Below are 26,177 nucleotides of genomic sequence, written 5' to 3' on the forward strand. Positions count from 1 at the left end.
CGGCCGCTGCGGCTGCGCGGTCGGCTGCCGCGGCTGCGCGGTCGGCTGCCGCGCCTGCGCGGTCCGCTGCCGCGCCTGCGCGGTCCGCTGCCGCGCCTGCGCGGTCCGCTGCCGCGCCTGCGCGGTCGGCTGCCGGGAAAGCCGGTGTTTTCGCCGCGGGCGGGGAGCTGGTCGGTGATTCGGGGTGGGCCGCGCGGGAATCCGCCGGCGTCAGCACCCCACGCGAGACCGACCCAGCCACCGCCGCAGCCGCGCGGGCCGCACCCGGAACCGCCCCGGCCACACCCGGCGCCCCCACTTCGGCGGCACTCGATCGCGCCCCGTGCGCCGCAGCCCGCCCCTCAGGCCCCGCCGCCCTCTTCGGCGACCGGACCACGTCCGCCGTCTCGCGGGGCTCGGCCGGTGTCACCGCCTCCACCACCACGCCGATCACGTCCGGCAGGGCCCGCGTCTGAACAGTCGCCGCCTCCGCGCTGCCGGACGTCAGCCACGACACCAGCCAGAGGCCCGCCACGGCCCCCGCCAGTACCAGCAGCCGGCGGGCGGCGACGAACGCGTCGCCCACCTCGCGAGCCCGGGTCACGTCGGCGAACCTCCACAGTCGGAACAGGCCTGGGACTTACCCCTCAACGCCGCAGGCCACACCCCTGCTACGGGCCGGCCGGCGCTTCCACTCGTCCGGCCTAGTCCTTCCGTATCAGCAAGCCTGACTTAAGACTCCAGTCGGGTGAGCTTGTTGGACCAGGCGTCCGGCTTGGGGTACGTCCCCCGCAATCAGGCTTCCTGAGCGCGCCGGTGTCCGGAGAGCGTGCCGAGGGCCGTGACGCCGTGCTGCAGGCCCTCGCGGAACGTCGCGCGCTGCCCCGGGCTCATGCCCGCCAGGAGCGCGTTCTCCAGCTCCGCGACCGCGGGCGCGCAGCCGGCGAGCAGCTCGCGGCCGGCGTCGGTGAGGCCGGCCAGCAGGACTCGCTTGTTGTCCGCCTTCGGCGTCCGCGCGATCAGGCCGCGCTTCTCCAGCGTCAGCACCATTTCGTGCATGGTCTGCGGGCGCAGGAACGAGCGGCGGGCCAGCTGCGCCGAAGAAAGCGCGCCGCTCGCTTCGAGCACGGTCAGCGCCGTGTACTGCAGCGTCGTGAGCCCGAGCGGCCGCAGGGCGTCGTCGAGCAGCGCCCTGATCACCAGCTCGAGCCGTTTGACCAGGTAGAGGGTCAACGGCGGGCCGGCGGGGTGCTCCTGGGCCGAGGTGCTCACGGCGCCCATCATGACACGCGGCCGCCGCTATGCTCCGATCATGGACCTCGGTCGGCAGACCCGTGTGCGGCAGGCGTTCGACACCTTCTTCGAAGCACCGGCGCCACCGGCGGAGAACTCCGTCCTCGACCTCTTCCGCCGCACCGCGGAAACCGTGCCCGCCTACGGGAAGTTCCTGCGGCAGCACGGGATCGACCCGGCCACCATCACGACGATGGCCGGCTTCGCACGGCTGCCGCTGGTCGACAAGGCCGGCTACCACCGGAAGTACCCGCTGCCCGAGCTGTGCCGCGACGGCACCTTCGCCGGGCTCGACATGATCGCCGTGTCCTCGGGCTCCAGTGGCCACCCGACCGTCTGGCCGCGGGCGCTCGAAGACGAACTGCACGTCGCCCGCCGGTTCGAGCAGGTGCTGGCCGGCGCCTTCGACGCCGGACGCCGCAGCACCCTCGCCGTCGTCTGCTTCCCGCTCGGTACCTGGGTCGGCGGCCTGTTCACCACGGCGTGCGTGCGCCACCTCGCCGCCAAGGGCTGCCCGATCACCGTCGTGGCGCCGGGCAACAACAAGGCGGAGATCCTGCGCGTGCTGCCCGAGCTCGCGCCGCACTTCGAGCAGGTCGTGTTGCTGGGCTACCCGCCGTTCGTCAAGGACGTCGTCGACACCGGCCTCGCCGCGGGCGTCGACTGGCCGGCGTACTCGATCAAGCTGGTGCTGGCGGGCGAGGTGTTCAGCGAGCAGTGGCGCGAGCTGGTGGGCCGGCGCGCCGGGATCGCCGACCCGGTCCGCGACATCGCGTCGCTGTACGGCACGGCCGACGCCGGCGTGCTCGGCACCGAAACCCCGCTGTCGGCCGGCATCCGCCGGTTCTTCGCCGGCCGCCCGGAACTGGCCCGCGAGGTCTTCGGCGACGCGCGGCTGCCGACGCTGGTGCAGTACGACCCGGCGAGCCGCTACTTCGAGGTGCACGAGGGCACGCTGGTCCTCACGGCCGACGGCGGCATCCCGCTGATCCGCTACCACATCGCCGACGACGGCGGGCTGCTGCCGCACGCCGAGCTGCTGGACTTCTGCGCCCGGCACGGCTTCACGCCGGACACCCGCGGCCCGGACCTGCCGTTCGTGTACGTGTTCGGCCGATCGCTGTTCACGGTGTCGTTCTTCGGCGCGAACGTCTACCCGGAGAACGTGACCGTGGGCCTGGAGCAGCCCGGCATCAGCGACACCGTGACGGGCAAGTTCGTCATCGAGTCGGTCGAGGACGCCGACCGCGACCGGCGGCTGCGCGTCACGGTCGAGACGGCACCGGGCGCCACCGCCGACGCCGGCCGGATCGCCGACGCCGTGCGCGCCGAGCTGGTGCGGCTGAACAGCGAGTTCGCGCACTACGTCCCGCCGGAACGGCAGTTGCCGGACGTCGTCCTGCGCCCGGCCGGCGACCCCGAGTACTTCCCGGTGGGCGTCAAGCACCGCTACACGCGGCGCTCCTAGGGCCGGGCGAGCTTGCGGAACCGCTCACGGCGTTCGTCGGCCGACGAGCCGTCGGCGATGTCGTCGTCGAACCACGAACACAGCGTCGCCCACAGTTCCGCGCGGGCGGTGAAGCCGTCCGGGCCCTGCTCCAGTTCCGCCACGTCCGCCACCAGCTGGTCCAGCCTGCGGTCGCAGAGCCGCACGTACTCCCGGACCACGATGTCCGCGTCGAAGCCGGTCTTCGCGCCCGGGCCCGCCGCGCCGCGCAGCTGGGCGTGCAGGCTTTCCTCGCAGTAGAGCGGGAACCCGGAGATCGAACCCGGGTAGCCGGTCTCCGCCGCCCAGTCACGGAACGCGCAGATCGCCTGGTAGCGCGTGTACCAGTCCTGCTTGCTCGCGGCCAGGCGCGCCAGCTTCCGCCAGGCGTCGCGGTCGGCCGAGCGCCAGCGGTCGAGGGTGCGGCCGTCCGGGGCCGGGCCCTCGTCGAGCGCCTGGACACGCCAGAAGTGCGCGCGGCAGCCGGCGATCTCGGCGACGAGCCCGCGGACGTAGCTCACCTGCTCCCAGACGTGGGCGCGCTGCGGCCGCAGCGGCGCCGCGCGGTCCGGGGAGAACGTGACCATCTCGAACACGCGGAACAGCTCGTGGCCGCGCAGGGCCGCGAGGTCCGGGTCCTCCCCCATCACCCAGGACCGGCGCTCCGGCAGCCGTCCGCTGTGGCTGATCGTCGCCGCGTGGTAGAGCTCGCGGACCGCGCGGCGCGCCACCTCGTCCCGCGCTTCGCCGAGCAGACGCGGGTTGCGCGCACGGTCGCGCAGGTCGCGTTCGCCGTGGGGACCGAGTTCGAGCATCGCGACCGCGTACACGCTCGCCGCGTTGTAGCACTCTTCCCACGATCGGCGGGGCCCGGCGGCTTCGACGGTGTCGTCGAGTGCCTGCGGGGACGGCGGCCAGCGCCGGTCCGGGCAGACGTCGGCCAGCCGGACGCGGCTGCCGGGGTAGGCGGGCTGGGGCTCGGGGACCGCGCCGGTGACCGGCTCGACGTCCGCCATCGCGCGCCGCAGCACCGACCACACCAGGGAGAGGTCGAGCGCCCGGTTCGTCAGCTGCTGCCAGCTGCGGCGCCAGCGGCGGCCGAACCGGCGGTAGTCCTCGATGAGCCGCTCGATCTCGTACTGCGACAGCGCGCAGAAGTACGACCGCATCTCCGCGGCGCGCTGGTGGTACTCGGCCAGCTGCGCCGGGGTCGACTCGTGGACCAGCAGTTCCTCGACCGGCACCTTGAGCACGCGCTTGTGCAGCTCGAGCCGCTTCTCCCGCGGGATCGCGTACGGCCGCGTCCGGACGTCGAGGTCGACGTACCGGCGGAAGCGCAGCTCGATCGCCGCCCGCAGTTCGGCGCGGCGCTGGGCCCGCGCGTCGCCGGGGGCGCCCGCGGTGGTGCGCCGCACCCACCATGACCCGGCCACGGAGTCGCCGTGACCGAGGACGAGCGCGTGCCGGTAGCGCGCGATGAGCAGGGCGACGTCGCGGCCGCGGCCGGCGTGGCGGGGCTGGCGCGCGAAGTCGGCGCCGATCCACCAGCGCGCCAGCCGCGGGTGCCCCCGGCTGCAGACGGTGATGACGTCGTCGTAGGTGGCCAGCGCGTCGAGGTGCAGGTCGAGCTGTTCCTGCAGGGCGGCGATCTCGAGCCGGATGTAGACGTTGGCCGGGTCGAGGCTGACCGCGCGGTAGTACTCGGCGAGGGCCTCGTCGTAGCGGCGGTAGGCGATGAAGTGGTTGGCGCGCTGGTAGGCGTCGAACAGCTCGTGCGGGATCTTCGCGTCCCGCCAGGCGGCCCAGTGGATGTTCGAGCGGACGTACGCGCTGCGCGGGATGACCAGGGCGGCCACGGCGTTCGCGGCGCGGTGCAGCACGCGCGGCCAGTTCGCGTCCTCGATCACCAGCGGGCTCGCGGCGAAGCGCGGCACGCGGACGAGTTCCAGGATGAGCTGGTGGCGGCCGGGGGTGTTGCCGGGCCGGACGGTGCCGGTGACGGTGAACGCGGCGGGCGGCTGGGCGAGCCGGATCACCTTGGTGACCGCCTTCCACCAGCCGTCCGCGGAGTCGCCGGCGTGCTCGACGATCTGGAGGAAGTCGTAGGAGCTGCCGGCGCCCGGGACCGGCGTCGGCGTGTAGAGGCGGGAGTCGTTGAGGAACCGCTTGAAGGTGGCGGTCAGCTCGGCGGCGGAGTCGACTTCGCGGTCGTGGCTGCCTTCGGGCCGTTCGTCGACGAACAGCCGGATGTCGATCTGGTTGGCCCGGTAGGCGGCGGCTTCCAGCCGCGCCTTGCCGATGAAGTACAGCGTCAGGACGGCGGAGACGACCACCACGGACGTCTGCAGCACGGTCCAGGTGATCACCGTGGCGACCTTCGGGTCACGCACGAAGGTCCAGGACTGGAAGAACGGCAGGTACGGGACGACGGCGAAGCCGGCCGCGACGAGCCCGGCCGCGACCGCCGCCAGCCACCACCGGACCCGGTGCGCCGGGGGCAGTTCGGCTCGGTCGAAGCCGCCGAGTCGCCGCGCGTGCACCATCGATCACCCCCTCGTGCCAGGTTACTCGCGGAGGGGGTGTGATTCGTTACGTCCCGTTATCCGCGAGCTCGGCGATCACCTGGGCGTGACACGGCTCGGGGACGCACCAGCACCCGAGCCGGCGGCCGCGCAGCTCCGGCAGCAGAGCGAGCAGGTCCGGCCGGGACAGCAGGTGCTCGCGGTACTTGGCGAGCACCTGCTCGCGCGTCCCGTCCGGACCGGGCCGGAACGGGCTGGCGAGCTTCGACCCCGCGAGGTGCCAGCCCCCGCGGTGCATGGCCCGCCCGACGTAGACGACGTCGGCGTACTCCGGGTCGTCCCGGTGCCCCTTCAGGTTGACGACCGTGGTCGGCATGCCGCCTCCTTCACCGTCCGCGCGGCCGGTGGTCCCTTGTTCACCGGTTCGCTCTCCATCCGGTTACACCTGGTGGTCCACCTAGTGCAGATGCACTATGCTGAAGGCTCACGGTTGAGCCGTCAGCCGCTGCCGGACGTTCCGCGCCCGGGCCGGCAGGCTGCCACGTTCCGGCACCCCGACCCGCCACGTCCGGTCCGCCCCCCGCTGACCGACGAAAGGGTGTGCCGCGATGGTTCCCCAACCACGCCCGGCCGACCACCAGCTCACCGCCCCCGGCCGGCCGAACGCCGGCGGCCACATGTCGCTGCGCGTGCGCCGCCCCGGCTCCCGCACCCTGCTCGTCGAGGTGACCGGCGAGGTCGACCTCGGCACCGCCCGCCGCCTCGACGCGGTCCTGCAGGACCTCGTCCACGGCGGGATCGACGCCGTCGTCATCGACCTCGCCGGTGTCACGTTCTTCTCCGTCGCCGGGCTGAACTCGCTGCTGCGCGCCCAGCTGCTCGCCGACTCGGCCGGGGCCCGCCTCACCGTGGAGTCCGGGCGGTCCCGGGCCGTGCGGCGGCTGTTCACGCTGCTGCCGACCGACTTCGACACCGTCGCGAACGTCCGCCCGGTTTCGTGACCGCTCACCCGGCCGCCTGACGGCCCAGCCGCCGGACGGCTTCCACGATCGCCGTGTTCGGCGCGCCCTTCACCAGGTACTCGGTGACACCGGCGGCGGCCAGCCCGGCGATCGAGGCCCGGTCGGCGTAGGCGGAGAAGGCCAGGATCGCCGTGTCCGGGCTGCGCCGGGCGATCTCGCGGGCCGCCCGGGCGCCGCCACCGCCCGGCATCCGGACGTCGAGGACGGCGACCGCGGGCCGGTGCCGTTCGGCGAGCCGGATCGCCTCGTCGGCGTCACCGGCGACCGCGACCACGGCGATGTCGGCTTCGGAATCCAGGACCTCCTTCAGGACGTCGCGGATCATCACGTCGTCGTCGGAGATCAGCACGCTCAGCTCGGTCACGGTTCGAGCTCCGTCGCGTCGGGCAGCAGCGGCAGCCAGAACTCGACGACGGTGCCCTGGCCGGGGGTGCTGTCCACGGAGAGCCAGCCGTGCGCCGCTTCGGCGCGTTCGTGCATCTCGACCAGCCCGAAGTGGCCCGCGCCCGCGTCACCCCCGGCCGTACCGACGCCGTCGTCGGTGATCCGCACCAGGGTTCCGTTGTCCACTGTGGACAGGGTGACCGCGACCCGGGTGGCGCGCGCGTGCTTGTGGACGTTGCTGAGCGCCTCCTGGCAGATCCGGTACACGGTGATCGCCGCTTCCGGCGAAGGTTCGGCGGTGAGCTCGTCCCGCACCTCGTGCGCCAGCCCCCAGCGGCCCGCGACGTCGTCGGTGTAGGCCGAGACCGCCTCCACCAGGCCGTGCCGGTCGAGCTCCGGCGGCCGCAGCCGGGACACCAGGCCGCGCAGCCGGGCGATCGCGGCGGCGACCGACTCGTCGAGGCTGCCGACGGCGCTCGCGTGCGGTTCCGGCAGCCGGGAGGCCAGCAGCTGCAGCCGCATGCCGACGGCCACCATGGACTGGATCGACTCGTCGTGGACGTCCCAGGCGATCCGGCGCCGCTCCACCTCCTGGGCCTCGACGAGGTACCCGACGAGCCGGCGGCGTTCGCGCAGCGCCTGCTCGGCGTTGCGGCGTTCGGTCATGTCGCGGGTCACCTTCCCGAACCCGTGCAGCCTGCCCTGCTCGTCGTACAACGCCGTGATCACCACGTTCGCCCAGAACCGGGTGCCGTCCTTGCGCACCCGCCAGCCCTCGTCCTCCAGCCGCCCCTGCTCGACCGCGACCTCCAGCTCCCGGGCCGGCTTGCCCGCCGCGACGTCGTCGGCCGGGTAGAACACCGAGAAGTGCCGGCCGATGATCTCGTCCGCCGGGTACCCCTTGATCCGCTCGGCGCCGGCGTTCCAGCTCGAAATGTGCCCCTCGGTGTCCAGCATGAAGATGCCGTAGTCCTGGACGCTCTGGACGAGCAGCCGGAACCGCTCTTCGCTTTCCCGCAGCGCCAGCTCGGCGGCCCGGCGTTCGGTCATGTCGCGGGTCACCTTCCCGAACCCCCGCAGCCTGCCCTGCTCGTCGTACAACGCCGTGATCACCACGTTCGCCCAGAACCGCGTGCCGTCCTTGCGCACCCGCCAGCCCTCGTCCTCCAGCCGCCCCTGCTCGACCGCGACCTCCAGCTCCCGGGCCGGCTTGCCCGCCGCGACGTCGCCGGCCGGGTAGAACACCGAGAAGTGCCGGCCGATGATTTCGTCCGCCGGGTACCCGTTGATGCGCTCCGCCCCCGCGTTCCACGTCGAGACGCGCCCGTCGGTGTCCAGCATGAAAATGCCGTAGTCCAGTACGCCCTGCACCAGCAGGCGGAACCGGTCGTCGTCCATGCGGCAACTCTGCCGGATCACCACCCGCCCGGCACGGCCGCGCACCGCGGTGCTCAGCCGGTGAGCTCCGCGGACGGGGTGGGGAGGGCGCACCAGACCACCTTCCCGACGCCGTGGCGCGCGGTGCCCCAGGCGGAGGTCAGGCGGTCGACGAGGGCGAGACCCCAGCCGCCGTCAAGCCCCCCGGGCCGCAGCACCGGGGGTGCCGGGTTGTCGTCGAAGACCTCGATGCGGACGTCCGCGCCGTCGACGCTCAGCCGCAGGCGCGGGTCGCCGCCGCCGTGCTCGAACGCGTTCGTCGCGAGCTCGGTGACGACCAGGAGCGCGTCGTCGACGGCCGCGCCACCGGTCCAGGCCAGCAACACGATCCGGGCGAACCGGCGGGCGGTGGCGAGGCCGCCGTCCAGGTCGGTCAGGACGCACTCCGCGGTGAGCGGGGCAGGGATGGTCACCCCGCAAGCCTGCTCGACGGGCACCGGCGGCGCGAGATGCAAACCGCCCCCGCGCGGCTGGTGCAAGTGCATCAGCCGATGAGGCCCTCCCGGCGGGCCACCGCGACGGCTTCGAGCTTCGACCGCGCGCCGAGCTTCTCCAGCACCCGCTGCACGTGGTTGCGCGTGGTGTTGCGGGACACGCCCAGCCGGCGGCCGATCTCGTCGGTGGTCGCGCCCTCGGCGAGCAGGTCGAGTGTTTCGCGTTCGCGGGCGGTCAGCGCCGCACCCCCGCCAGGGCCGCGGCCGGTGAGCCGGTCGAAGACGCCGGGCAGCAGCTCGGGGTCGAAGACGACGCCGCCGGCGGCCACGTCCCGCACGGCGGATTCCAGCACGCCGAGCTGGGAGGACTTGAGCAGCAGGCCCGCGCCGCCCGCCTTGGCGACCTGCACGGCGACCGCGGGGGTCGCGTCGCCGGTCAGCACCAGGACCCGCGCCCCGCCGGAACCGAGCTGCGCGATGAGGCCGAGGGCGTCGCCGTCGGCGAGCCGCCGGTCCAGCACGACGACGTCCGGAGCGTGGTCGAGCACGTCGGCGGCCGCCTCCGCCCGCGACCGGGCCCGGCCGACGACAGTGATGCCGTCGGCGCGGTCGAGGGCCAGCTGCAGTGCCTCGGCGACCATGTCGTGGTCCTCCACGAGCAGGACACGGACGGGACGGGGCTCATCGGCGCTGCGCACGGGGTTCCTCACTCCGGTGGTGACTGACCGCCCATCCTAGGCGCCCGGGCGCGGGACCGCCGCCGGTCACCAAGCCGGGGAACTCGGCCGCAGCAGCCCCTCGGGACCGGTGACCGGCAGCCAGTCGACGAGGTCCTCGTGGTGGCCGGCCGCCCTGAAGACCGGCGGGCGGAACGAGCCGCCGGCCGGTCCGGAGGCGCGCAGCACGTCGAGGAACCGGGCGACCGCGCAGGGCGCGGGCAGGACTTCGGTGCCGCCGAGGTAGGCGAGCGGCTTCGCCGCGCCCCCGCCCGCGGGCTCGACGACCGCCGACCAGCCGTGCACCTCGTCCCAGATGAGGGCCAGGTCGTGCCCGGGGAGGTCCGGGAGCGTGCGGTCGAGGGCGACGTACCCGGAGGCGGGCACGTCGAGGTCGAGCGAACACGACTCGAAGCCGACACCGACGGCCCGCGCGACCCGGGCGAGGTAGGCACGCAGCCCCCGGGCGAAGTGGTACTCGATGTCCCTGCCGAAGCCGATGAGCGTGTTCATGGTCCGCCTCCCGCGCCGCCGCAGGCCCGGAATACCCGATTCGGGCGGCGATCACACTTTCGTGCTCAGTGAGGCTTATTCCTCGATTGCCCCGCCCACCGCCCGCAAGTACGCCCGGAAAGTCAAGGAGGGATCCGTTTCCCGCGCCGCGAGGAATTCACCGAAACGGAGCTGCTGCCGCAACGATTCGCCGCCGCGGATCCGGTCGGCCTGGCGGCGTTCGGTGTCGCGGATCCCTTCGGCGAGGGTGAACAGTTCACCCGCGCGGGCGAGCGGGACGAAGAGCACCCCGTCGTCGTCACCGAGCACGAGGTCGGCCGGCCCGATCCGCCAGGTGCCGACGATCGCCTCGGCGAGGCCGCCGTCGACGCGCGGGCCCAGGCCGAGCGGCCCGGTGGGCAGCGAGCCGAGGCTGAACACCGGCAGCCCGATGGCGCGGATGTCGGCGGTGTCGCGGTGCAGGCCCCAGATCACCACGCCGGAGAGCCCGGCGGCCCGCGCCTCGAGGACGACGAGGTCGCCGACGCAGCTTTCGTCGAGCCGGCCGCCGTTGTCGACCACGAGCACGCCACCGGCGGGAGCGCCCTCGAAGGCTTCGAGGAAGACGTCGACGCTGCCGACGTGCCGCGCCGGGACAGCGGGACCGAAGAGGCGGCTGCCCGGCACGACGGCGCGCGTCCGCGCGGGCGCGCAGCGCACCGGGAGGCCGGCGCGGATGCAGGCGTCGGCGAGGTGGGCGGTGGTCAGCGTCGCGAAGCGCTGCCTGAGTCCTTCGTGCTCCATGCGCCGAATCTAGCCAGCGGTTTCGCCGGTCAGCCACGCCAGGTATTCGGCGCTGCCGCCGGTGATCGGGGTGGCGATGACCTCGGGCAGGTCGTAGCCGTGCAGCTGCCGGAGCCGTTCGGTGAGCGCGGGGACGCGGTCGGCGGTGGTCTTGATTTCGACCCGCCACTCCTGATCGGTCTGCACGGCGCCGTCCCACCGGTAGACGCTGGTGATGGGGCCGACGACCTGGGCGCAGGCACCCAGCCGGGCTTCCACCGCCTGGGTGGCGAGGTCCCGTGCCGCTGTTTCCGAGTCGGTCGTGGACGTCACGATCACGTGTTCTGCCGCCATACCGCCGAGATTACCGGCGACGGTTCACCCGGGCGCCACGCCGCGACCCGGAACTCGCGTGATCGGGCGGGCATCTCGCGTGATTGAGGGGGCATCACTCGTGATTGGGGGTGTTTCCCGAGCCACGTGATCAGCGCCGGAACTCGCCAGTTACGGCGAACCACACCCGCTGCCGGGCTACGCCTCGGGGTCGTAGGCCAGGTTCGGCCGCAGCCACTGCTCGACCTCGGCGACCTCGACGCCCTTGCGGCGGGCGTAGTCCTCGATCTGGTCGCGGCCGAGCCGGCCGACGGTGAAGTAGCGGGAGTCCGGGTGGGCGAAGATCAGCCCGGACACGCTCGCCGCCGGCGTCATGGCGAACGACTCGGTCAGGTCCATGCCCAGCTCGCCGGCTTCCAGGAGCTCGAACAGTTCGCGCTTCTGGCTGTGGTCCGGGCTGGCCGGGTAGCCGAGGGCCGGGCGGATGCCGCGGAACCGCTCCGCGTGCAGGTCCTCGAGCTTCGGCTGGGCGTCCGGCTCGAACCAGTCGCGGCGGGCCCGCAGGTGGATGTGCTCGGCGAACGCCTCGGCGAGCCGGTCGGCCAGCGCCTTGACCATGATCGCGCGGTAGTCGTCGTGCTCGGCTTCGTACCGCGCGGCCAGCGTCTCGGCGCCGTGGATGGCCACCGCGAAGCCGCCGAGGTGGTCGCCGACCGGGGCGATGTAGTCGGCCAGGCAGCGGTTCGCGCGGTCCTCGGGCTTCGCCGTCTGCTGCCGCAACATCGGGAACCCGATGTGCGCGTACTCGCCTTCGAGCAGGATGTCGTCGCCTTCGCTGTGCGCCGGCCAGAACGCGTACGCGCCCTTCGCGGTGAAGCTGCCTTCGGCGATGATCTGGTCGAGCAGCGTGTTCGCGTCGTCGAACAGCTCGCGGGCGACCGGCTGCTCCAGGATGGCCGGGTACTTGCCCTTGAGCTCCCAGGCCAGGAACAGGAACTGCCAGTCGATCATCTCGCGCAGTTCCGCGATGGCCGGCTCGACCACGCGGACGCCGGTGAACGCCGGGGTCGGCAGGCCGTCGAACGCCACCTTCTCCGGGTTCGCCCGCGCCTGCTCGAGGGTCAGCATCGGACGGCGCTGCTTGCTCGCGTGCTGCTCGCGCAGCACCTCCTGGTCGGCGCGGTTCTTCTCGGTCAGCGCGATCGAGCGGTCCGGGTCGAGCAGGTCGGACACGACGCCGACCACGCGGGAGGCGTCGAGGACGTGCACCGTCGCGTTGTCGTAGGCCGGGGCGATCTTGACCGCGGTGTGCTGGCGGGACGTCGTCGCGCCGCCGATGAGCAACGGCATCTTCAGGCCGCGCCGCTGCATTTCGGTGGCGACGGCGACCATCTCGTCCAGCGACGGCGTGATCAGCCCGGACAGCCCGACGGCGTCGGCGCCTTCGGTCACCGCGGTGTCGAGGATCTTGCCCGCCGGCACCATCACGCCGAGGTCGATCACCTCGTAGTTGTTGCAGCCGAGGACGACGCCGACGATGTTCTTGCCGATGTCGTGGACGTCGCCCTTGACCGTGGCGAGCACGATCTTGCCCTGGCCGCCGGCCGAGGCCAGCCTGCCCTCCTGGCGCGCCTTCTCCTTCTCCGCCTCCATGTACGGCTCGAGGTAGGCGACCGACCGCTTCATCACGCGCGCGCTCTTGACCACCTGCGGCAGGAACATCTTGCCGGAGCCGAACAGGTCGCCGACGACCTTCATGCCGTCCATCAGCGGGCCCTCGATGACGTCGAGGGGCCGCGCCATCTGCTGCCGCGCCTCTTCGGTGTCTTCCTCGATGAAGTCGACGATGCCGTGGACCAGTGCGTGGGACAGGCGTTCGCCGACCGTGCCTTCGCGCCACGAGAGGTCCACGACGCGCTTGGTGCCGCTGCCCTTGACGTTCTCGGCGAAGCTGACGAGGCGGTCGGTGGCGTCTTCGCGGCGGTCGAAGAGCACGTCCTCGACCAGTTCGAGCAGGTCCTTCGGGATGTCCTCGTAGACCGCGAGCTGGCCGGCGTTGACGATGCCCATGTCCAGCCCGGCCTTCACCGCGTGGAACAGGAACGCCGAGTGCATCGCCTCGCGCACCACGTCGTTGCCGCGGAAGGAGAAGGACAGGTTCGAGATGCCGCCGCTGGTCCGGGCGCCCGGACAGCGCTCCTTGATCCTCGGCAGGGCCTCGATGAACGCCTTCGCGTAGCCGTTGTGCTCGGAAATGCCGGTGGCGACGGCGAGGACGTTCGGGTCGAAGATGATGTCTTCGCCCGCGAAGCCCGCTTCCCGCGTCAGCAGGTCGTACGCGCGGGCGCAGATCTCCACCTTGCGGTCGGCGGTGTCGGCCTGGCCCCGCTCGTCGAAGGCCATCACGACGACGCCGGCGCCGTAGTCGCGGATCGTGCGGGCCTGGGCGAGGAAGGGTTCTTCGCCCTCCTTGAGGCTGATCGAGTTGACCACGCCCTTGCCCTGCAGGCAGCGCAGGCCGGCTTCCAGCACGCTCCACTTGGAGCTGTCGACCATCACCGGGATCCGGGCCACCTCGGGCTCGGTGGCGATCAGGTTGAGGAACGTCGTCATCGCCTGCTCGGACTCGAGCAGGTCGGCGTCCATGTTGACGTCGAGCAGGTTGGCCCCGCCGCGGACCTGCTCCAGCGCGACGTCGACGGCGCCCTGGTGGTCGCCGGACTCGATGAGCCGGCGGAACCGCTTGGAGCCGGTGACGTTGGTGCGCTCGCCGATCATCACGAACCCGGTGTCGGCGCCGATGCCGAACGGCTCGAGCCCGCTGAAGCGCGTGTGCGTGCGCGGCGCCGGCACCTCGCGCGGTGGGACCCCCTTCGCCGCGGCGGCGATCTTCGCGATGTGTCCCGGGGTCGTGCCGCAGCAGCCGCCGACCAGGTTGACCAGGCCGTCCCGGACGAACCCGCCGAGCAGCCCGGCGGTCTGTTCGGGCGTCTCGTCGTAGCCGCCGAACGCGTTCGGCAGGCCGGCGTTCGGGTGGCAGGCGACGTAGGTGTCGGCGAGCCGCGAGAGCTCCTCGACGTGGGGGCGCGCCTCCTGGGCGCCGAGCGCACAATTGACGCCGACGACCAGCGGTTTCGCGTGCTCGATCGAGCTCCAGAACGCCTCGACTGTCTGTCCCGACAGCGTCCGCCCGCTCAGGTCGACGATGGTGACCGAGATCCACAGCGGCAGGTGCGGCGCGACCTCGCGCGCGGCGGCGACCGCGGCCTTGCAGTTGAGCGTGTCGAAGATCGTTTCGATCAGCAGGACATCGACCCCGCCCTCGGCGAGACCGGCGATCTGCTCCGCGTAGGACGCCTTGACCTGCTCGAACGTCACCGCCCGGTACGCCGGGTCGTCGACCTTCGGGGACAGGCTGAGGGTGACGTTGAGCGGGCCGATCGACCCGGCGACGAACTTGCCGCCGGCCTCGTCGGCGGCCTGGCGGGCCAGCTGCGCGCCGCGGACGTTCATCTCGTGGACGTACGCCTGCAGGCCGTAGTCGGCCTGGGCGATGCCGGTCGCGGTGAAGGTGTTGGTCGTGGTGATGTCCGCGCCCGCGGCCAGGTACTGGCGGTGGACGTCGAGGATGACGTCCGGGCGGGTGAGGTTGAGCAGGTCGGGGTCGCCGGTGACGTCGTGGGTGTGCTCGCCGAAGCGGTCGCCGCGGTAGTCGGCCGGGGTCAGCCCGGCACCCTGCAGCATGGTTCCCCAGGCGCCATCCAGGACCGCCACGCGCTGGCCGAGCAGCTCGCGCAAGCGTGCCTCTGACTCGTGCGGGGTGTTCACCGGCAGCCTCCCTCGGTCGGGAGGCGCCCTTGGTTGGTCATTCCCGGCCGAGCGTGGCGGACCCGGTGGTCCGTTGCAGCGCCTCTCGGCCTGTGGTCCACGGTATCCGAAACGGCCCCGTGCACGCCATCCCGCCCCACCGGCGCGTCCACGGACTGGGACGCCACCGATTGTCCACAATGGATTTCCCGACCCACCCTGCCTCCGTGCTTTCGTTCAGAGTCCCGTCCCACGATGCCGCGTCCGGCGGCCGCGCTCTGCTCCCCACCTGCTCGCGTGGGCCGTTTCCACCATCGCTCGAGCAGCACTCGACGTTACTCTCCGCGCTCCCGTTGCCACTTTTCGCAACACCCGGCCGTCTTGAAAACTGAAACACGTTCTAATACGCTCCGCGGGTGGACTACGGAATCGTGCTGTTCACCAGCGACCGGGGAATCACCCCGGCGGCCGCGGCGCGCGCCGCGGAGGCCGCGGGGTTCTCGACCTTCTACGTCCCCGAGCACACCCACATCCCGGTGAAGCGCGCCTCACCGCACCCGCGCACCGGGGACGCGTCGCTGCCCGACGACCGCTACAGCCGGACGCTCGACCCGTGGGTCGCGCTGGCGACGGCGGCCGCGGTCACCTCGCGCATCCGGCTCGCCACGGCCGTGGCCCTGCCGGTGGAGAGCGACCCGATCACCCTCGCCAAGACGATCGCCAGCCTCGACCACCTCTCCGGCGGCCGCGTCACGCTCGGCGCGGGCTTCGGCTGGAACGTCGACGAGCTGACCGACCACGGCGTGCCCGGGAACCGCCGCCGCACCGCGCTGCGCGAATACCTCGAGGCGATGAGTGCACTGTGGACCCAGGAGGAAGCGGCCTACGACGGCGAGTTCGTCTCGTTCGGCCCGAGCTGGGCGTGGCCGAAGCCGGTCCAGCGGCACATCCCCGTCCTGCTCGGCGCGGGCCCCACCGAGAAGACGTTCCGCTGGATAGCGCGCCACGCGGACGGCTGGATGACGACACCGGCCGACACCGACCTGGACGGGCACGTGGCCCTGCTGAAGGAAATCTGGGCCGACAGCGGCCGCGAAGGAGCCCCGCGGATCTGCGCGCTCGGGGAGCGCCCGGACCCCGCACGCCTGGCCCACCTGGACTCCCTCGGCGTCACCGAGACGATCTTCGGCCTCCCCGACCGCTCGGCCGAGGAGGTCGAGGCCTGGATCGACCGGCTGGCCGGCAAGCTCACCCTCGTGCCCGCCCGCTGACCCCCTGCCGCGCGCGCAGGTCCAGCTCGATCCGCTCCAGCGTGCGGCCCTTGGTCTCCGGGACCAGCCACTTGGTCAGCGCGAACAGCACCACGTTCACCCCGGCGAACAGGAACATCGAGCCGCCGATGCCGAGGGAGCCCGGGTCCGAGATGACCGGGAACACCGCGCTCACGATGCCCGTCGCCGCCCAGAGCACCACGCTGCTGACACCCATGCCCGCCGCCCGGTACTTCAGCGGGAACACCTCGGCCATCATCACCCAGACCACCGCGCCCCAGCCGAGCTCGTAGCCGACCAGGTAGAGCACCATCATCACCAGCATCAGCAGGCCGCGCGTGGACGTGTCGCGGACGTTCAGCACGACCAGGCCGGCGCCCGCCAGCGTCAGCACCATGATGGCGTTCCCGAGGAGCAGCAACGGCTTGCGGCCCCAGCGGTCCACCACGAACACGACCCAGGCGGTGAACAGGAACTTCGTGACGCCCAGCAGGACGCCGGACAGCAGCGCGGCCTGCGTGGCGAAGCCGAGGCCGATGAGCATCGTCGGGAAGTACGCGTTGATCGCGTTGACGCCGCTGAACTGCTGGCCGATCGCGAGCAGCAGCGCCACGACGGCCATCGGCCGCACGAACCCGGAGAACAGGTCGCGGATCCGCGGCTTGTCCTCGGTGTCCAGCCGGATGACCTCGTGGATGGTCGCGATCTCCGCGTCGAGGTCCACGGTGGTGCCGTGCGCGCTCGCCAGGACCCGCCGGGCCTCCTCCTCCCGCCCGTGCTTCACCAGCCACCGGGGCGTCTCCGGCAGGAACACCAGCCCGGCCAGCAGGACGACCGCGGGCACGAGCGCGCCGGCGAACATCCAGCGCCACGCCGAGCTCGGGCCGAGCCCGTAGCCGACCAGGAACGCGATCAGGATGCCCAGCACGATGAAGATCTGGTTGAGCGCCCCCAGCGCGCCCCGCCACTTCGCCGGCGCCAGCTCGGACAGGTACGTCGGGACGGTCGACGACGAAAGGCCGATCCCCACCCCGATGACCAGGCGCGAGACCACCAGCAGCGCGAACGTCGGCGAGAAGGCCGCCGCCAGCGTGCCCGCGACGACGACGCCCGCGGCGACCATGATCGTGCGGCGCCGGCCGAGGACTTCGTTGGTGCGGCCGGAAAGCAGCGCGCCGGCGATGGCACCGGCCGACAGGACGGCCGTGATCACGCCCTTTTCCCAGCCGGTCAGCGCCCACAGTTCCCCGATGAACGGGAGCACCCCGGAGATCACGCCGAGGTCGTACCCGAAGAGGATGCCGCCGAGCGCGCCGAAGAAGTACAACGTGGTCCGGCCGATGTGCCGTGCCGTCCGCGTACTCGACTGATCGGTCATGTGCCGGGTCGCCTCTTTCGCAGTTCCAGTCCAGCCAGCGGCCACCACACTCACACGCCGGAAAATGGCGAGCAAGAAGATCGTCGATAACGATTCAGACACCTGATTGACGTTCACGTACATGACTCCGGCAACCCGGCACCCCCGGCCCCGGAATCCACTGTGGACAGTTCCGGTCGCCGAAATCGTCGAACGCTTTACAACGCTCCGAACACTGGTTTACCTTCCCTCTGGAAGCGCTCCCAGAGTGTGGAGGCCAAGGTGCACAACGTCGTGCCGAGAACGCATTCCCCGTCCCTGTTCCGCTCGGCGAGACGCCTGTTCGTCAGCGCGCTCGCCGTTCTCCTGCCCGCCACCGTCGCCGTCACCGTCGGCGCGCCCGCCTCACCGGCCGCACCGGCGGCCACCACGTGGCGCAACGCGGAGATCGCCGGCGGCGGGTTCGTCCCCGGGATCATCTTCAACCAGACCGAGCGCGGCCTGGTCTACGCCCGCACCGACATCGGCGGGGCGTACCGCTGGAACACCGCCACCGGCCGCTGGCTCCCGCTCCTGGACTCGGTCGGCTGGACCGACTGGGGCCACAACGGCGTCGTCAGCCTCGCCACCGATCCGGTCGACCCGGACCGCGTCTACGTCGCGGCGGGGATGTACACCAACAGCTGGGACCCGAACAACGGCGCGATCCTCCGGTCGGCCGACCGGGGCGGCACCTGGCAGGCGGCCCCGCTGCCGTTCAAGCTGGGCGGCAACATGCCCGGCCGCGGGATGGGCGAGCGGCTCGCGATCGACCCCAACCGCAACAGCGTCCTCTACCTCGGCGCGCCGAGCGGCAACGGCCTCTGGCGCAGCACCGACTCCGGCGTCACCTGGGCGAAGGTGACCAGCTTCCCCAACCCCGGCAACTACGCCCCCGACCCGTCCGACACGACCGGCTACCAAAGCGAGCTCGTGGGCGTCACCTGGGTGACGTTCGACCCGACGACCGGCACCCGCGGCAGCACCACCCAGACGATCTACGTCGGGGTCGCGGACAAGCAGAACACCGTCTACCGCAGCACCGACGGCGGCACGACGTGGGCGCGGCTGGCCGGCCAGCCCACCGGGTACCTGGCGCACAAGGGCGTCCTCGACCCGGTCGGCGGCTACCTCTACCTCGCGACCAGCGACACCGGCGGCCCGTACGACGGCGCGAAGGGCGACGTCTGGAAGTACGCCACGAAGACCGGCACCTGGACGCGGATCAGCCCGATCCCCTCCGACAGCAGCGACGACTACTTCGGCTACAGCGGGCTGACGATCGACCGGCAGCACCCGGACACGCTGATGGTCGCCACGCAGGTGTCGTGGTGGCCGGACGTCATCTTCTTCCGCAGCACCGACGGCGGCGCCACCTGGACCCGGATCTGGGACTTCGCGAACTACCCCGAGCGGAACCTGCGCTACACCCAGGACATCTCCTCGGTACCGTGGCTGAACTTCGGCCTCCAGCCCGCTCCCCCGGTGCCCTCGCCGAAGCTCGGCTGGATGACCGAGTCGGTGGAGATCGACCCCTTCGACTCGGACCACCTGCTCTACGGCACCGGCGCGACGATCTACGGCACGTCCGACCTCACGAAGTGGGACAGCGGCGGGAAGATCACGATCAAGCCGGTCGTCGGCGGCCTCGAAGAGACCGCGGTGCTCGACCTGATCAGCCCGGTGTCGGGCGCTCCCCTGCTCTCCGCCCTCGGCGACATCGGCGGATTCCGGCACGACAGCCTCGACGCGGTCCCGGCCACGATGTACACGCAGCCGGTGTTCACCACGACCACCAGCCTCGACTACGCCGAGCTGACCCCGGGGACGGTCGTGCGCACCGGCACGCTCGACCGGTCCGCGCGGCCGAACGACAACCGGATCGCCTTCTCCACCGACGGCGGCAGGAACTGGTTCCAGGGCGCCGAGCCGGGCGGCAACGCCAGCGGCGGCACGGTGGCCGCGGCCGCCGACGGCAGCCGGTTCGTCTGGAGCCCGGAGGGCGCGCCGGTCAGCTACTCGGTCGGCTTCGGCTCGTCCTGGACGGCGTCCACCGGCATCCCGGCCGGCGCGGTGGTCGAGGCCGACCGCGTCGACCCGAAGCGGTTCTACGGGTTCGCGGCGGGCAGGTTCTACGTCAGCACCGACGGCGGCGCGAAGTTCACCGCGACCGCGGCCACCGGGCTGCCCGCCGGCTCGGCGCACTTCAAGGCGGTGCCGGGCGCGGCCGGGGACATCTGGCTGGCCGGCGGCTCCGGCACGGCGTACGGCCTGTGGCACTCCACCGACTCCGGAGCGTCCTTCACGAAGTTGGCGAACGTCGCCGAAGCCGACAACGTGGGGTTCGGCAAGGCGGCTCCGGGCCGGACGTATCCGGCGTTGTACACGATCGCGAAGATCGGCGGGGTCCGCGGGATCTTCCGCTCGGACGACGCCGGGGCGTCGTGGCTGCGGATCAACGACGACAAGCACCAGTACGGCAACATCGGGGCGGCGCTGACCGGCGATCCGCGGGTGTACGGCCGGGTGTACGTGGGCACGAACGGCCGCGGCGTGATCGTGGGCGAGTCCGGCGGCAGCGAGCCGCCGCCGACGAGCACGACGCCGACCACGCCCACCACTCCGACGACGACCACCACCCCGGTGCCGTCCGGCTCCTGCACGGCGGCCTACACGGTCACCAACCAGTGGCAGGGCGGGTTCCAGGCCTCGGTGAAGCTGGGCAACACCGGCACCACGGCGGTGACGGGCTGGACGGCGACCTGGACGTTCGCCGACGGCCAGCGCGTGACGCAGGCCTGGAACGCGCAGGTCACCCAGAGCGGCGCGGCGGTGACGGCACTGGACGCGGGCTGGAACCGGACCATCCCGGCCGGCGGCAGCGCGGAGTTCGGCTTCACCGGCAGCGCGGGAACGGCGAACGGGAAGCCGGCGGCGATCTCGCTCAACGGGCGGGCCTGCACAACCTCGTGAGCCGGCAAGCGCCCCAAGGCGGCCTTGGGTGCGTTGAACGCACCGAAGGCCGCCTTGGGTGCGTCCAACGCACCGAAGGCCACATTGGGTGCGTCCAACGCACCGAAGGCCACATTGGGTGCGTCCAACGCACCGAAGGCCACATTGGGTGCGTCCAACGCACCGAAGGCCACATTGGGGCGCTCGGGTCAGGCGTCTGTCGCGCGGCGGGGAGGGGTTTCAACCTACCCCCAGGCGGTTGAAATCCCCTCCCCGCGCCCCCAGACCGGGGCCTCCGCCCGAGCAGCCGCAGCCTGCTCGGGCGAACGTCCCCGGCGATGTCCACTCTTCCGGTTGGCGAGGGCCGTCGCCATTCCTGCCCCCAGGCGACTTTTTCGCTCCCGCACACCCTTGCCGACCTGCGAAAACACTCCCCGGGGGCGGCAAAAATACCCACCGGGGCGGGCAAAAGTTACCCGGCGGCGGGCGGAGGGCCTCAGGCGCTCTCCAGCACGACCTTTCCGACGTGGGTCCGGGACTCCAGGTGCTTGAGGGCCTCGTCGACTTCGTCGAAGGCGAACCGGCGGTCGATCACCGGCCGCAGCCCCGTCCGCTCGATCGCCCGGTTCATCGCCTGGAACGTCTCGCGGGAGGCGTTGGTCAGGCCGCGCAGGGTCAGCTGCTTGACCAGCACCATGATCGGGTCGGCGGCGCCTTCGTGGGTCAGGACGCCGGCGACGCTGATGTGGCCACCGTACCGGGCGGCGATCATCGACTGGCCGATCGTGCCGCCGCCGCCCACGTCGACGACGTGGTCGACGCCGCCGCCGGTCAGCGCGGCCACCGCCGCGCCCCACTCGGGGGTGGTCGCGTGGTTGAGCGTCTCGGCCGCCCCGAGCGCGCGCAGCCGCTCGAGCTTCTCGTCCGAACTCGACGTCGAGACGACGTGGGCGCCGCCGAGCGCCGCGAACTGCAGGGCGAACGTGGACAGGCCGCCGCTGCCCAGGGTGAGCACGGTCTGCCCCGGGGTCAGCCGGCCTTCTTCGACGACGGCCCGCCACGCCGTCACGCCGGCGCTGGGCAGGGTGGCCGCCTCGGCGTAGTCGAGGTGCGCGGGCACCGCGACCAGCGCGTTCTCGGCGAAGACCGCGTACTCCGCGAGCACGCCGTCGAGCGTGCCGGCCAGGTCGTCCGCGGTCTTCTCCGGCGTGCCGGGCCCGGACAGCCAGTCCGGGAAGTAGGTCGCGGCCACCCGGTCGCCCGCGGCCCAGGCAGTCACCCCGGCCCCGACCGCGACGACCTCGCCAGCGCCGTCGGACAGCGGGATGACGTCCGGCTTCACCGGCTTCGGGTAGAACCCGCGCAGGATCATCAGGTCGCGGGCGTTGACCGCCCACCCCCGCAGGCGGACCAGGACCTGTCCGGGACCGGGTTCGGGAACGTCACGCTCGCCCAGGACGAGCCCGGCGCCGGGACGGGGCAGGGAAAAGAACTTCACAGCGGCTCCCAGGGGTCGGGGGAACTCATCGACGAGGCCAGTGTGTCGAAGCAGCGAGTTCCGCGTCGACGGTCGCCAGGAGTTCGGGGGTCAGTTCGGCGAGCGACGTCGCGAAGTGTCGGACGCCGCAGGAGGCCATGAAGTCCCGCTGCCGCGCGTGGGCGGGGCTCGACGGGAACCCCACGAACCCGGCGCCGTGCGCGCGGGCGTCCTCGGCCACGCGGCTGACGTCGTCGACGAAGACGATCTCGTCGAAGCCGGCGCCGAGCACCGTCCGGGCGATGTGGCGGACGCCCGGGCGGTGCTCGTTGATGCTCACGTACGGCACGTCGGGGTCGAGGAGGTCCACGATGTCCCCCAGGTACCGGTCGAAGGTGTGCTCGCGGGTGCGGCCGCCGTAGCAGATCAGCCGCACCGGCAGCTTCGCCAGCGCCGCCAGGCAGTCGCGCACGCCTTCGGCGACGCGGATCGGGTGCTCGGCCAGGTACTCCTGCCGCGCGGCCCACAACTGCTTCAGCGTCTCCTCGGCCGGCTGGTCGAGGCCGCAGAGCCGGGTGATCTTCTCCGCGACGACGATGTCGCGCAGCCCGATGACGTCCCGCTCGGCCGCGGCGTCGTAGACCCCGCCGTGCCGGGTGACGAACCGGGCGATCATGGCCAGGTAGGTGTCGTCGATGAGCACGCCGTCGCAGTCGAGCGCGACCACGCGCAGCTTCTCGAGCCGGGTCACCGCTGCGCGAACACTTCCCGCGCCGCCGCGATCGCGTTGAGCGCGGCCGGGAAGCCGCAGTAGAACGCCAGGTGCAGAACCGTCTCCACGACCTCCTGCTCGGTGCCGCCGACGTTGAGCAGGCCGTGGATGTGCACCTTCAGCTGCGGCAGCGCGGTGCCGAGCGCGACGCACGCGGCGATCGTGACGATCTCGCGGTGGCGCAGGCTCAGGTGCGGCCGGGTGTAGATCTCGCCGAAGGTGAACTCGATGATGTAGGTCGCCAGGTCGGGGGCGATGTCCCGCAGGGCGGCGGCGACCTTCTCGCCCGCCTCGCCGTCGACGGCCCGCATCGCCGCCAGGCCGCGCTCGTGGCGGTCCTCGATGCCCGCCCACGGCACCTCGGCCGCTTCGTCCGACGGTGCCGGCTCGTCGTCCGGCAGGCCGTCGAAGGCCGCCTTGAGCGCCGTCAGCGCGTTGAGCGTGGCCGGGAACCCGGCGAACGAGCTGACGTGGATCACGGCCTCGATCAGCTGGCGCCGGGTGCAGCCGACGTTGAGCGCGGCCTTGGCGTGGAACTGCAGCTGCGAACCCGCGTAGCCGAGGGCGGTGAGCGCGGCGACCGTCGCCAGCTGCCGCTCCGGCAGCGGCAGGCCGGGCCGGTGGTAGACGTCGCCGTAGATGAACCCGACGCACTGCTCGCCGAACTCGGCCTCGCCGATGCTCTCGAACAGGTCCAGCACGGCCGGCCGGTCGACCCCGCCGAGCTGCTGGATGAGTTTCAGGCCCTGGGCGAAGGACGCGGAGCGGTCCTGCTGCTGCAGGTCGGACATCGTGAAGTGGTTTCCCTTCCGGAGTGGGACTCAGCCGAGGTAGGCCCGGGTGGCCTGGTCGGCCCTGCGGCGTTCGAGGGTGTCGATGCGCCCCTGCGCGATCATCGAGTACTCGATGCCGGCGGTGGCGACGGTCCGCCCGTGCTGGCGCACCGCCGTGGTGGCGCGGAACTTCAGGTGGGTTTCCCGCTCGAGGTCGGCTTCGACGATCAGCGACTCGACGGTGGCCGGGAGCGGGAACAGGAAGTCCTCGAACGACAGGTCGATCCGCTTCCACACCCCGGCGTACGCGGCAGGCGGGAGGCCGGGGCGGATCGCGGTCTCGAACTGGGCGATGCAGATCTGCCGCAGCGCCTCGATGATCACGATCCCCTGCACGTGCTCGCCGGTGTGGTGGTCGAGGACCAGTTCGTTGTCCCGGTGGATCCGCAGCTCGGCCCGGCAGCGCGCGGGTTCCGGGCTGTGCACACCGGCGAGCAGGACGTTCTCGGGCCGGCTCTTGTGCACGACCGCCGGGGGTTCGGGCCGTCGCCGGAACGTCTCGGGATCCGCGAGGCGCACGCTGCCTTCGCTCCGGCCGCAGGCGGCTTCGAGCCGGTCGCCGTCGGCGGCGTCGACGCCCTGGCCGAAGTGGACGACCCAGTGGCAGCCCGACGCGCGCAGGCCACCGGAATCGAGCAGGGCCAGCAGGGCCGACAGCGTGAGCACCCGGTCGCCGCGGGCGAACGGCGCGAACCGGTCGGCGACCACGACGACGTCCCGCCGGGTGTACCCGGCCGGCACCCAGTCGTCCTCGCGCGGGGTCTGCGGGCACGAGACGCCGGATGATGCCACCTCGCGCGCCTCCGTGCGGGCCTGGTCCGGCGTCACGGCCGCGCCGAAGCGTGGGCGTCGAGGAGGGCTTCGGCGAGGTTCCGGGCCGTCGTGGCGGAGCGCCAGCGCGGCCCGGACAGCTCGGTGGCCATCAGCTTCAGCATGGCGCGCACCATGTCCGGCTGCCTGCCGACGCCCGCGGTCAGCAGCGGCTCGACCTGCGCGGCGGCGCCTTCGAGGTCGTCGAGCCGCAGGTGCGCCCGGCCCATGTCGATCCGGATCATCGGATCCATGGCCTCCCAGCGGTTCTCCAGCGACAGCTTTTCGAAGGCCTCACGGGCCGTGGTGAATTCGCGCAGCGCGGCCGAAGCCTGCCCGACCGAAAGCAGGGACGTGCCCGCCATGTAGTGCCGCCGGTCCTTCGTGATGTTGAAGAAGCTGTCTTCGCCGCCGGCCGCCAGGTCCGGGTCCTCGATGGCCGTCCAGCGCGCGATCGCGTCCAGCACCTGCCGCTCGGCCTGCACCGACGACCAGCCGCGCGCCTCGGCGAGGATGAGCGGGGCGTCGGTGAGGCGGCCGCCGACGTGGTAGTTGAGCCCGTCGGCGGCGAGCTTCGCGGACTCGATGCCATTGCCGGCCCAGAACGCCACGCGCGCCTGGGACGTGCGCACCCAGCGCCGGGCGAGGAAGTCGTCGGCGTACTGGGTGTAGAGCCAGGCGGCGGTGTTGAGCTCGCGCGAACGCCGGTACCGCCCCAGGTCGCCCGCGATCCAGGCCATCATCGCGCTCGACTTCGCCCCGATGAGCAGGAGGTCCTGGGTCTGCTTCGGCCGCTGCCTGCCCTTCAGCAGGGCGAACGTCCGGTCGGCGATCACGGTGAGCTGGCCGAGGATCGAGTCGGGCGCGGTCCGGGTGTAGGCACCGCCGAGGAAGTCGAGGTCCGCCCACAGGTCGTCGAGCTGGACGTCGTCGACGTTGGTCTTCGTGAGCAGGATGGCGTCGTCGAGGGCGCCGGCGCCGATCTCCTCCTCCGTGCGCGCTTCCGCGCGGACGAGGGTGCGGGCCGGTGGCGCCTCGGGCTCGGGCACCACGACGGCCGCGGGCTCCGGCTCGGCGTGGTATTCGGCGAGGTCCTTGGCCGGCAGCTGCTCCAGATCACGCAGGCCCAGCAGGCACTTCCAGCTCGTGCCGTAGACCTGGGCCAGTACCCGCAGCGCCGCGACGGTGGGCCGGACGCCGCGCTCGGGCCACTGTTCGTACTCCCAGATCCGCGTGCCGCGCATGCCCGCGCGGGGGTCTCCGGTGACGGCGTTGTACTGGTGTGCCGCGACGTCGAGCGAGAGCTCGGACGCCAGCCGCCACGCGGTGCGCGGCGGGATCCGGCATTCGACGATCAGGTTCTTCGCCACCTGGGCGGGAAGCGCCTCCTCGGGGAAGCCCAGGGCGGTCAGCCGGTCCCGCAGTTGTGCACGGTAGGGCTTACTCCCTGGCTTGGCCTGTCGACTCATCGTTCATCCAACGATATCCGGAGTACGGGTGCACACCGACGACAGTACCGCAGCGTGACCGCGAGGGCCCAGGCCGTTACCGGCGCGGGGACCGTGCGACGCCGGGCACCGTCGCTCACCGGCACTGAGAGCGCTCCCAATCTCCGGCATCGGCCGCTTTTCGATGATCTTGGGGTGATTTCCCGGAATCCACCCCAACGGCGGTGTCCGGCGCCGCATCCCGGTGGCGCAGCGCGACCGGAGGCATCTGCTGCGCCCCAACGGATTCGGCCGTTCAGGAGTGTTCAGTGGCGGCCGCGGGCGCCCCCGCTGCGGAAAACGGACCACCGGATCGGCCCGCGTCCGGGTCGCCCTTTACAAGCACGACACACCGGGGTTACCTTTCCCGCGGCTGGAAGCGCTCCCATGCCAGGTCGCCTCGCCAGAACGCGGCCACCACCCAGGGGCGCCGGGGCGCCACCCCCCGCCCCCCCCGCCGCCGCCCGCGGGGAACCCCCCCCCAGCCCCCC

Annotated in this window: 22 protein-coding genes and 1 riboswitch; of the genes, 4 read left to right on the forward strand and 18 right to left on the reverse strand. The window is 72.2% G+C overall.

Features of this window, described 5'->3' with window-relative positions; translation table 11 throughout:
• Positions 1 to 583 (reverse strand): hypothetical protein (locus I4Q55_RS40795; RefSeq protein WP_374194533.1); only part of this gene is annotated, 583 nt, incomplete at its 3' end.
• 191 nt (positions 584 to 774) lie between these two features.
• Entirely contained in the window at positions 775 to 1,263 is a 489-nt protein-coding gene (locus tag I4Q55_RS40800) for a MarR family winged helix-turn-helix transcriptional regulator (protein ID WP_206795958.1), read from the reverse strand.
• Between the two features lie 28 nt (positions 1,264 to 1,291).
• Here I4Q55_RS40800 and I4Q55_RS40805 point away from each other — a divergent pair, with 28 nt between their 5' ends.
• Positions 1,292 to 2,740 (forward strand): phenylacetate--CoA ligase family protein, encoded by a 1,449-nt coding sequence (locus I4Q55_RS40805; protein ID WP_242547678.1) that lies wholly within the window; start codon positions 1,292 to 1,294, stop codon positions 2,738 to 2,740.
• On the opposite strand, the gene I4Q55_RS40810 is transcribed toward I4Q55_RS40805, so the two are convergent.
• Together I4Q55_RS40810 and I4Q55_RS40815 are read right to left on the reverse strand one after the other, a co-directional pair.
• Positions 2,737 to 5,301: a hypothetical protein gene (locus I4Q55_RS40810; RefSeq protein ID WP_206795961.1), complete on the reverse strand. Its 2,565-nt coding sequence runs from the start codon at positions 5,299 to 5,301 to the stop codon at positions 2,737 to 2,739. The genes I4Q55_RS40805 and I4Q55_RS40810 overlap by 4 nt on opposite strands.
• Positions 5,302 to 5,347: 46 nt before the next feature.
• On the reverse strand, positions 5,348 to 5,656 hold the full coding sequence (locus I4Q55_RS40815) for a DUF4326 domain-containing protein (RefSeq protein WP_206795962.1): 309 nt from the start codon (positions 5,654 to 5,656) through the stop codon (positions 5,348 to 5,350).
• Between the two features lie 232 nt (positions 5,657 to 5,888).
• Between I4Q55_RS40815 and I4Q55_RS40820 the strand changes: the two genes are divergently transcribed.
• Positions 5,889 to 6,281, forward strand: coding sequence for an STAS domain-containing protein (locus I4Q55_RS40820; RefSeq protein ID WP_206795963.1), 393 nt, complete (start codon positions 5,889 to 5,891; stop codon positions 6,279 to 6,281).
• A 4-nt stretch (positions 6,282 to 6,285) separates the two neighbouring features.
• Here the strand turns inward: I4Q55_RS40820 and I4Q55_RS40825 are convergent, their stop codons facing one another.
• The 8 genes from I4Q55_RS40825 to metH form a co-directional block, all read right to left on the reverse strand.
• On the reverse strand, positions 6,286 to 6,666 hold the full coding sequence (locus I4Q55_RS40825) for a response regulator transcription factor (protein ID WP_091311026.1): 381 nt from the start codon (positions 6,664 to 6,666) through the stop codon (positions 6,286 to 6,288).
• On the reverse strand, positions 6,663 to 8,084 hold the full coding sequence (locus I4Q55_RS40830; protein WP_206795964.1) for a PAS domain S-box protein: 1,422 nt from the start codon (positions 8,082 to 8,084) through the stop codon (positions 6,663 to 6,665). The genes I4Q55_RS40825 and I4Q55_RS40830 overlap by 4 nt, the downstream gene beginning before the upstream one ends.
• Before the next feature lie 53 nt (positions 8,085 to 8,137).
• Complete coding sequence (locus I4Q55_RS40835) at positions 8,138 to 8,536, reverse strand: ATP-binding protein (RefSeq protein WP_206795965.1); 399 nt, start codon at positions 8,534 to 8,536, stop codon at positions 8,138 to 8,140.
• Between the two features lie 71 nt (positions 8,537 to 8,607).
• On the reverse strand, positions 8,608 to 9,255 hold the full coding sequence (locus I4Q55_RS40840) for a response regulator transcription factor (RefSeq protein WP_206795966.1): 648 nt from the start codon (positions 9,253 to 9,255) through the stop codon (positions 8,608 to 8,610).
• Between the two features lie 66 nt (positions 9,256 to 9,321).
• Complete coding sequence (locus tag I4Q55_RS40845; RefSeq protein WP_206795967.1) at positions 9,322 to 9,786, reverse strand: DUF6292 family protein; 465 nt, start codon at positions 9,784 to 9,786, stop codon at positions 9,322 to 9,324.
• Positions 9,787 to 9,861: 75 nt separating this feature from the next.
• Positions 9,862 to 10,569: an RraA family protein gene (locus tag I4Q55_RS40850; protein WP_206795969.1), complete on the reverse strand. Its 708-nt coding sequence runs from the start codon at positions 10,567 to 10,569 to the stop codon at positions 9,862 to 9,864.
• Positions 10,570 to 10,578: 9 nt separating this feature from the next.
• Positions 10,579 to 10,902: a divalent-cation tolerance protein CutA gene (gene cutA / locus I4Q55_RS40855; RefSeq protein WP_206795971.1), complete on the reverse strand. Its 324-nt coding sequence runs from the start codon at positions 10,900 to 10,902 to the stop codon at positions 10,579 to 10,581.
• Between the two features lie 177 nt (positions 10,903 to 11,079).
• Positions 11,080 to 14,709 carry a methionine synthase gene (metH, locus tag I4Q55_RS40860; protein WP_206795972.1) on the reverse strand — a complete coding sequence of 1,210 codons (3,630 nt, stop codon included), beginning with the start codon at positions 14,707 to 14,709 and terminating at the stop codon, positions 11,080 to 11,082.
• A gap of 14 nt (positions 14,710 to 14,723) precedes the next feature.
• A riboswitch (S-adenosyl-L-homocysteine riboswitch) is annotated at positions 14,724 to 14,802 on the reverse strand.
• Positions 14,803 to 15,104: 302 nt separating this feature from the next.
• Between metH and I4Q55_RS40865 the strand changes: the two genes are divergently transcribed.
• Complete coding sequence (locus I4Q55_RS40865; RefSeq protein ID WP_206795973.1) at positions 15,105 to 15,959, forward strand: LLM class F420-dependent oxidoreductase; 855 nt, start codon at positions 15,105 to 15,107, stop codon at positions 15,957 to 15,959.
• Here I4Q55_RS40865 and I4Q55_RS40870 read toward each other — a convergent pair.
• Positions 15,937 to 17,337 (reverse strand): sugar porter family MFS transporter, encoded by a 1,401-nt coding sequence (locus I4Q55_RS40870; protein WP_206795974.1) that lies wholly within the window; start codon positions 17,335 to 17,337, stop codon positions 15,937 to 15,939. The genes I4Q55_RS40865 and I4Q55_RS40870 overlap by 23 nt on opposite strands.
• Before the next feature lie 273 nt (positions 17,338 to 17,610).
• Here I4Q55_RS40870 and I4Q55_RS40875 point away from each other — a divergent pair, with 273 nt between their 5' ends.
• Positions 17,611 to 20,328: a cellulose binding domain-containing protein gene (locus I4Q55_RS40875; RefSeq protein WP_374194534.1), complete on the forward strand. Its 2,718-nt coding sequence runs from the start codon at positions 17,611 to 17,613 to the stop codon at positions 20,326 to 20,328.
• 475 nt (positions 20,329 to 20,803) lie between these two features.
• Here the strand turns inward: I4Q55_RS40875 and I4Q55_RS40880 are convergent, their stop codons facing one another.
• Genes I4Q55_RS40880 through I4Q55_RS40900 form a run of 5 tightly spaced genes read right to left on the reverse strand, consistent with a single transcriptional unit; the run spans position 20,804 to position 25,668 of the window.
• The gene (locus tag I4Q55_RS40880; protein ID WP_206795976.1) at positions 20,804 to 21,805 is read right to left on the reverse strand and encodes an NAD(P)-dependent alcohol dehydrogenase; all 1,002 of its coding nucleotides are present in this window, start codon (positions 21,803 to 21,805) and stop codon (positions 20,804 to 20,806) included.
• Between the two features lie 25 nt (positions 21,806 to 21,830).
• Positions 21,831 to 22,535 (reverse strand): HAD family hydrolase, encoded by a 705-nt coding sequence (locus I4Q55_RS40885; RefSeq protein ID WP_206795977.1) that lies wholly within the window; start codon positions 22,533 to 22,535, stop codon positions 21,831 to 21,833.
• On the reverse strand, positions 22,532 to 23,347 hold the full coding sequence (locus I4Q55_RS40890; protein ID WP_206795978.1) for a carboxymuconolactone decarboxylase family protein: 816 nt from the start codon (positions 23,345 to 23,347) through the stop codon (positions 22,532 to 22,534). The genes I4Q55_RS40885 and I4Q55_RS40890 overlap by 4 nt, the downstream gene beginning before the upstream one ends.
• 30 nt (positions 23,348 to 23,377) lie before the next feature.
• Positions 23,378 to 24,217, reverse strand: coding sequence for an AfsA-related hotdog domain-containing protein (locus I4Q55_RS49835; protein ID WP_307793448.1), 840 nt, complete (start codon positions 24,215 to 24,217; stop codon positions 23,378 to 23,380).
• Positions 24,214 to 25,668, reverse strand: coding sequence for a hypothetical protein (locus tag I4Q55_RS40900; protein ID WP_242547680.1), 1,455 nt, complete (start codon positions 25,666 to 25,668; stop codon positions 24,214 to 24,216). The genes I4Q55_RS49835 and I4Q55_RS40900 overlap by 4 nt, the downstream gene beginning before the upstream one ends.
• Positions 25,669 to 26,177: the final 509 nt, after the last annotated feature.

This window comes from Amycolatopsis sp. MtRt-6 (assembly GCF_017308975.1).
Taxonomy (GTDB): domain Bacteria; phylum Actinomycetota; class Actinomycetes; order Mycobacteriales; family Pseudonocardiaceae; genus Amycolatopsis.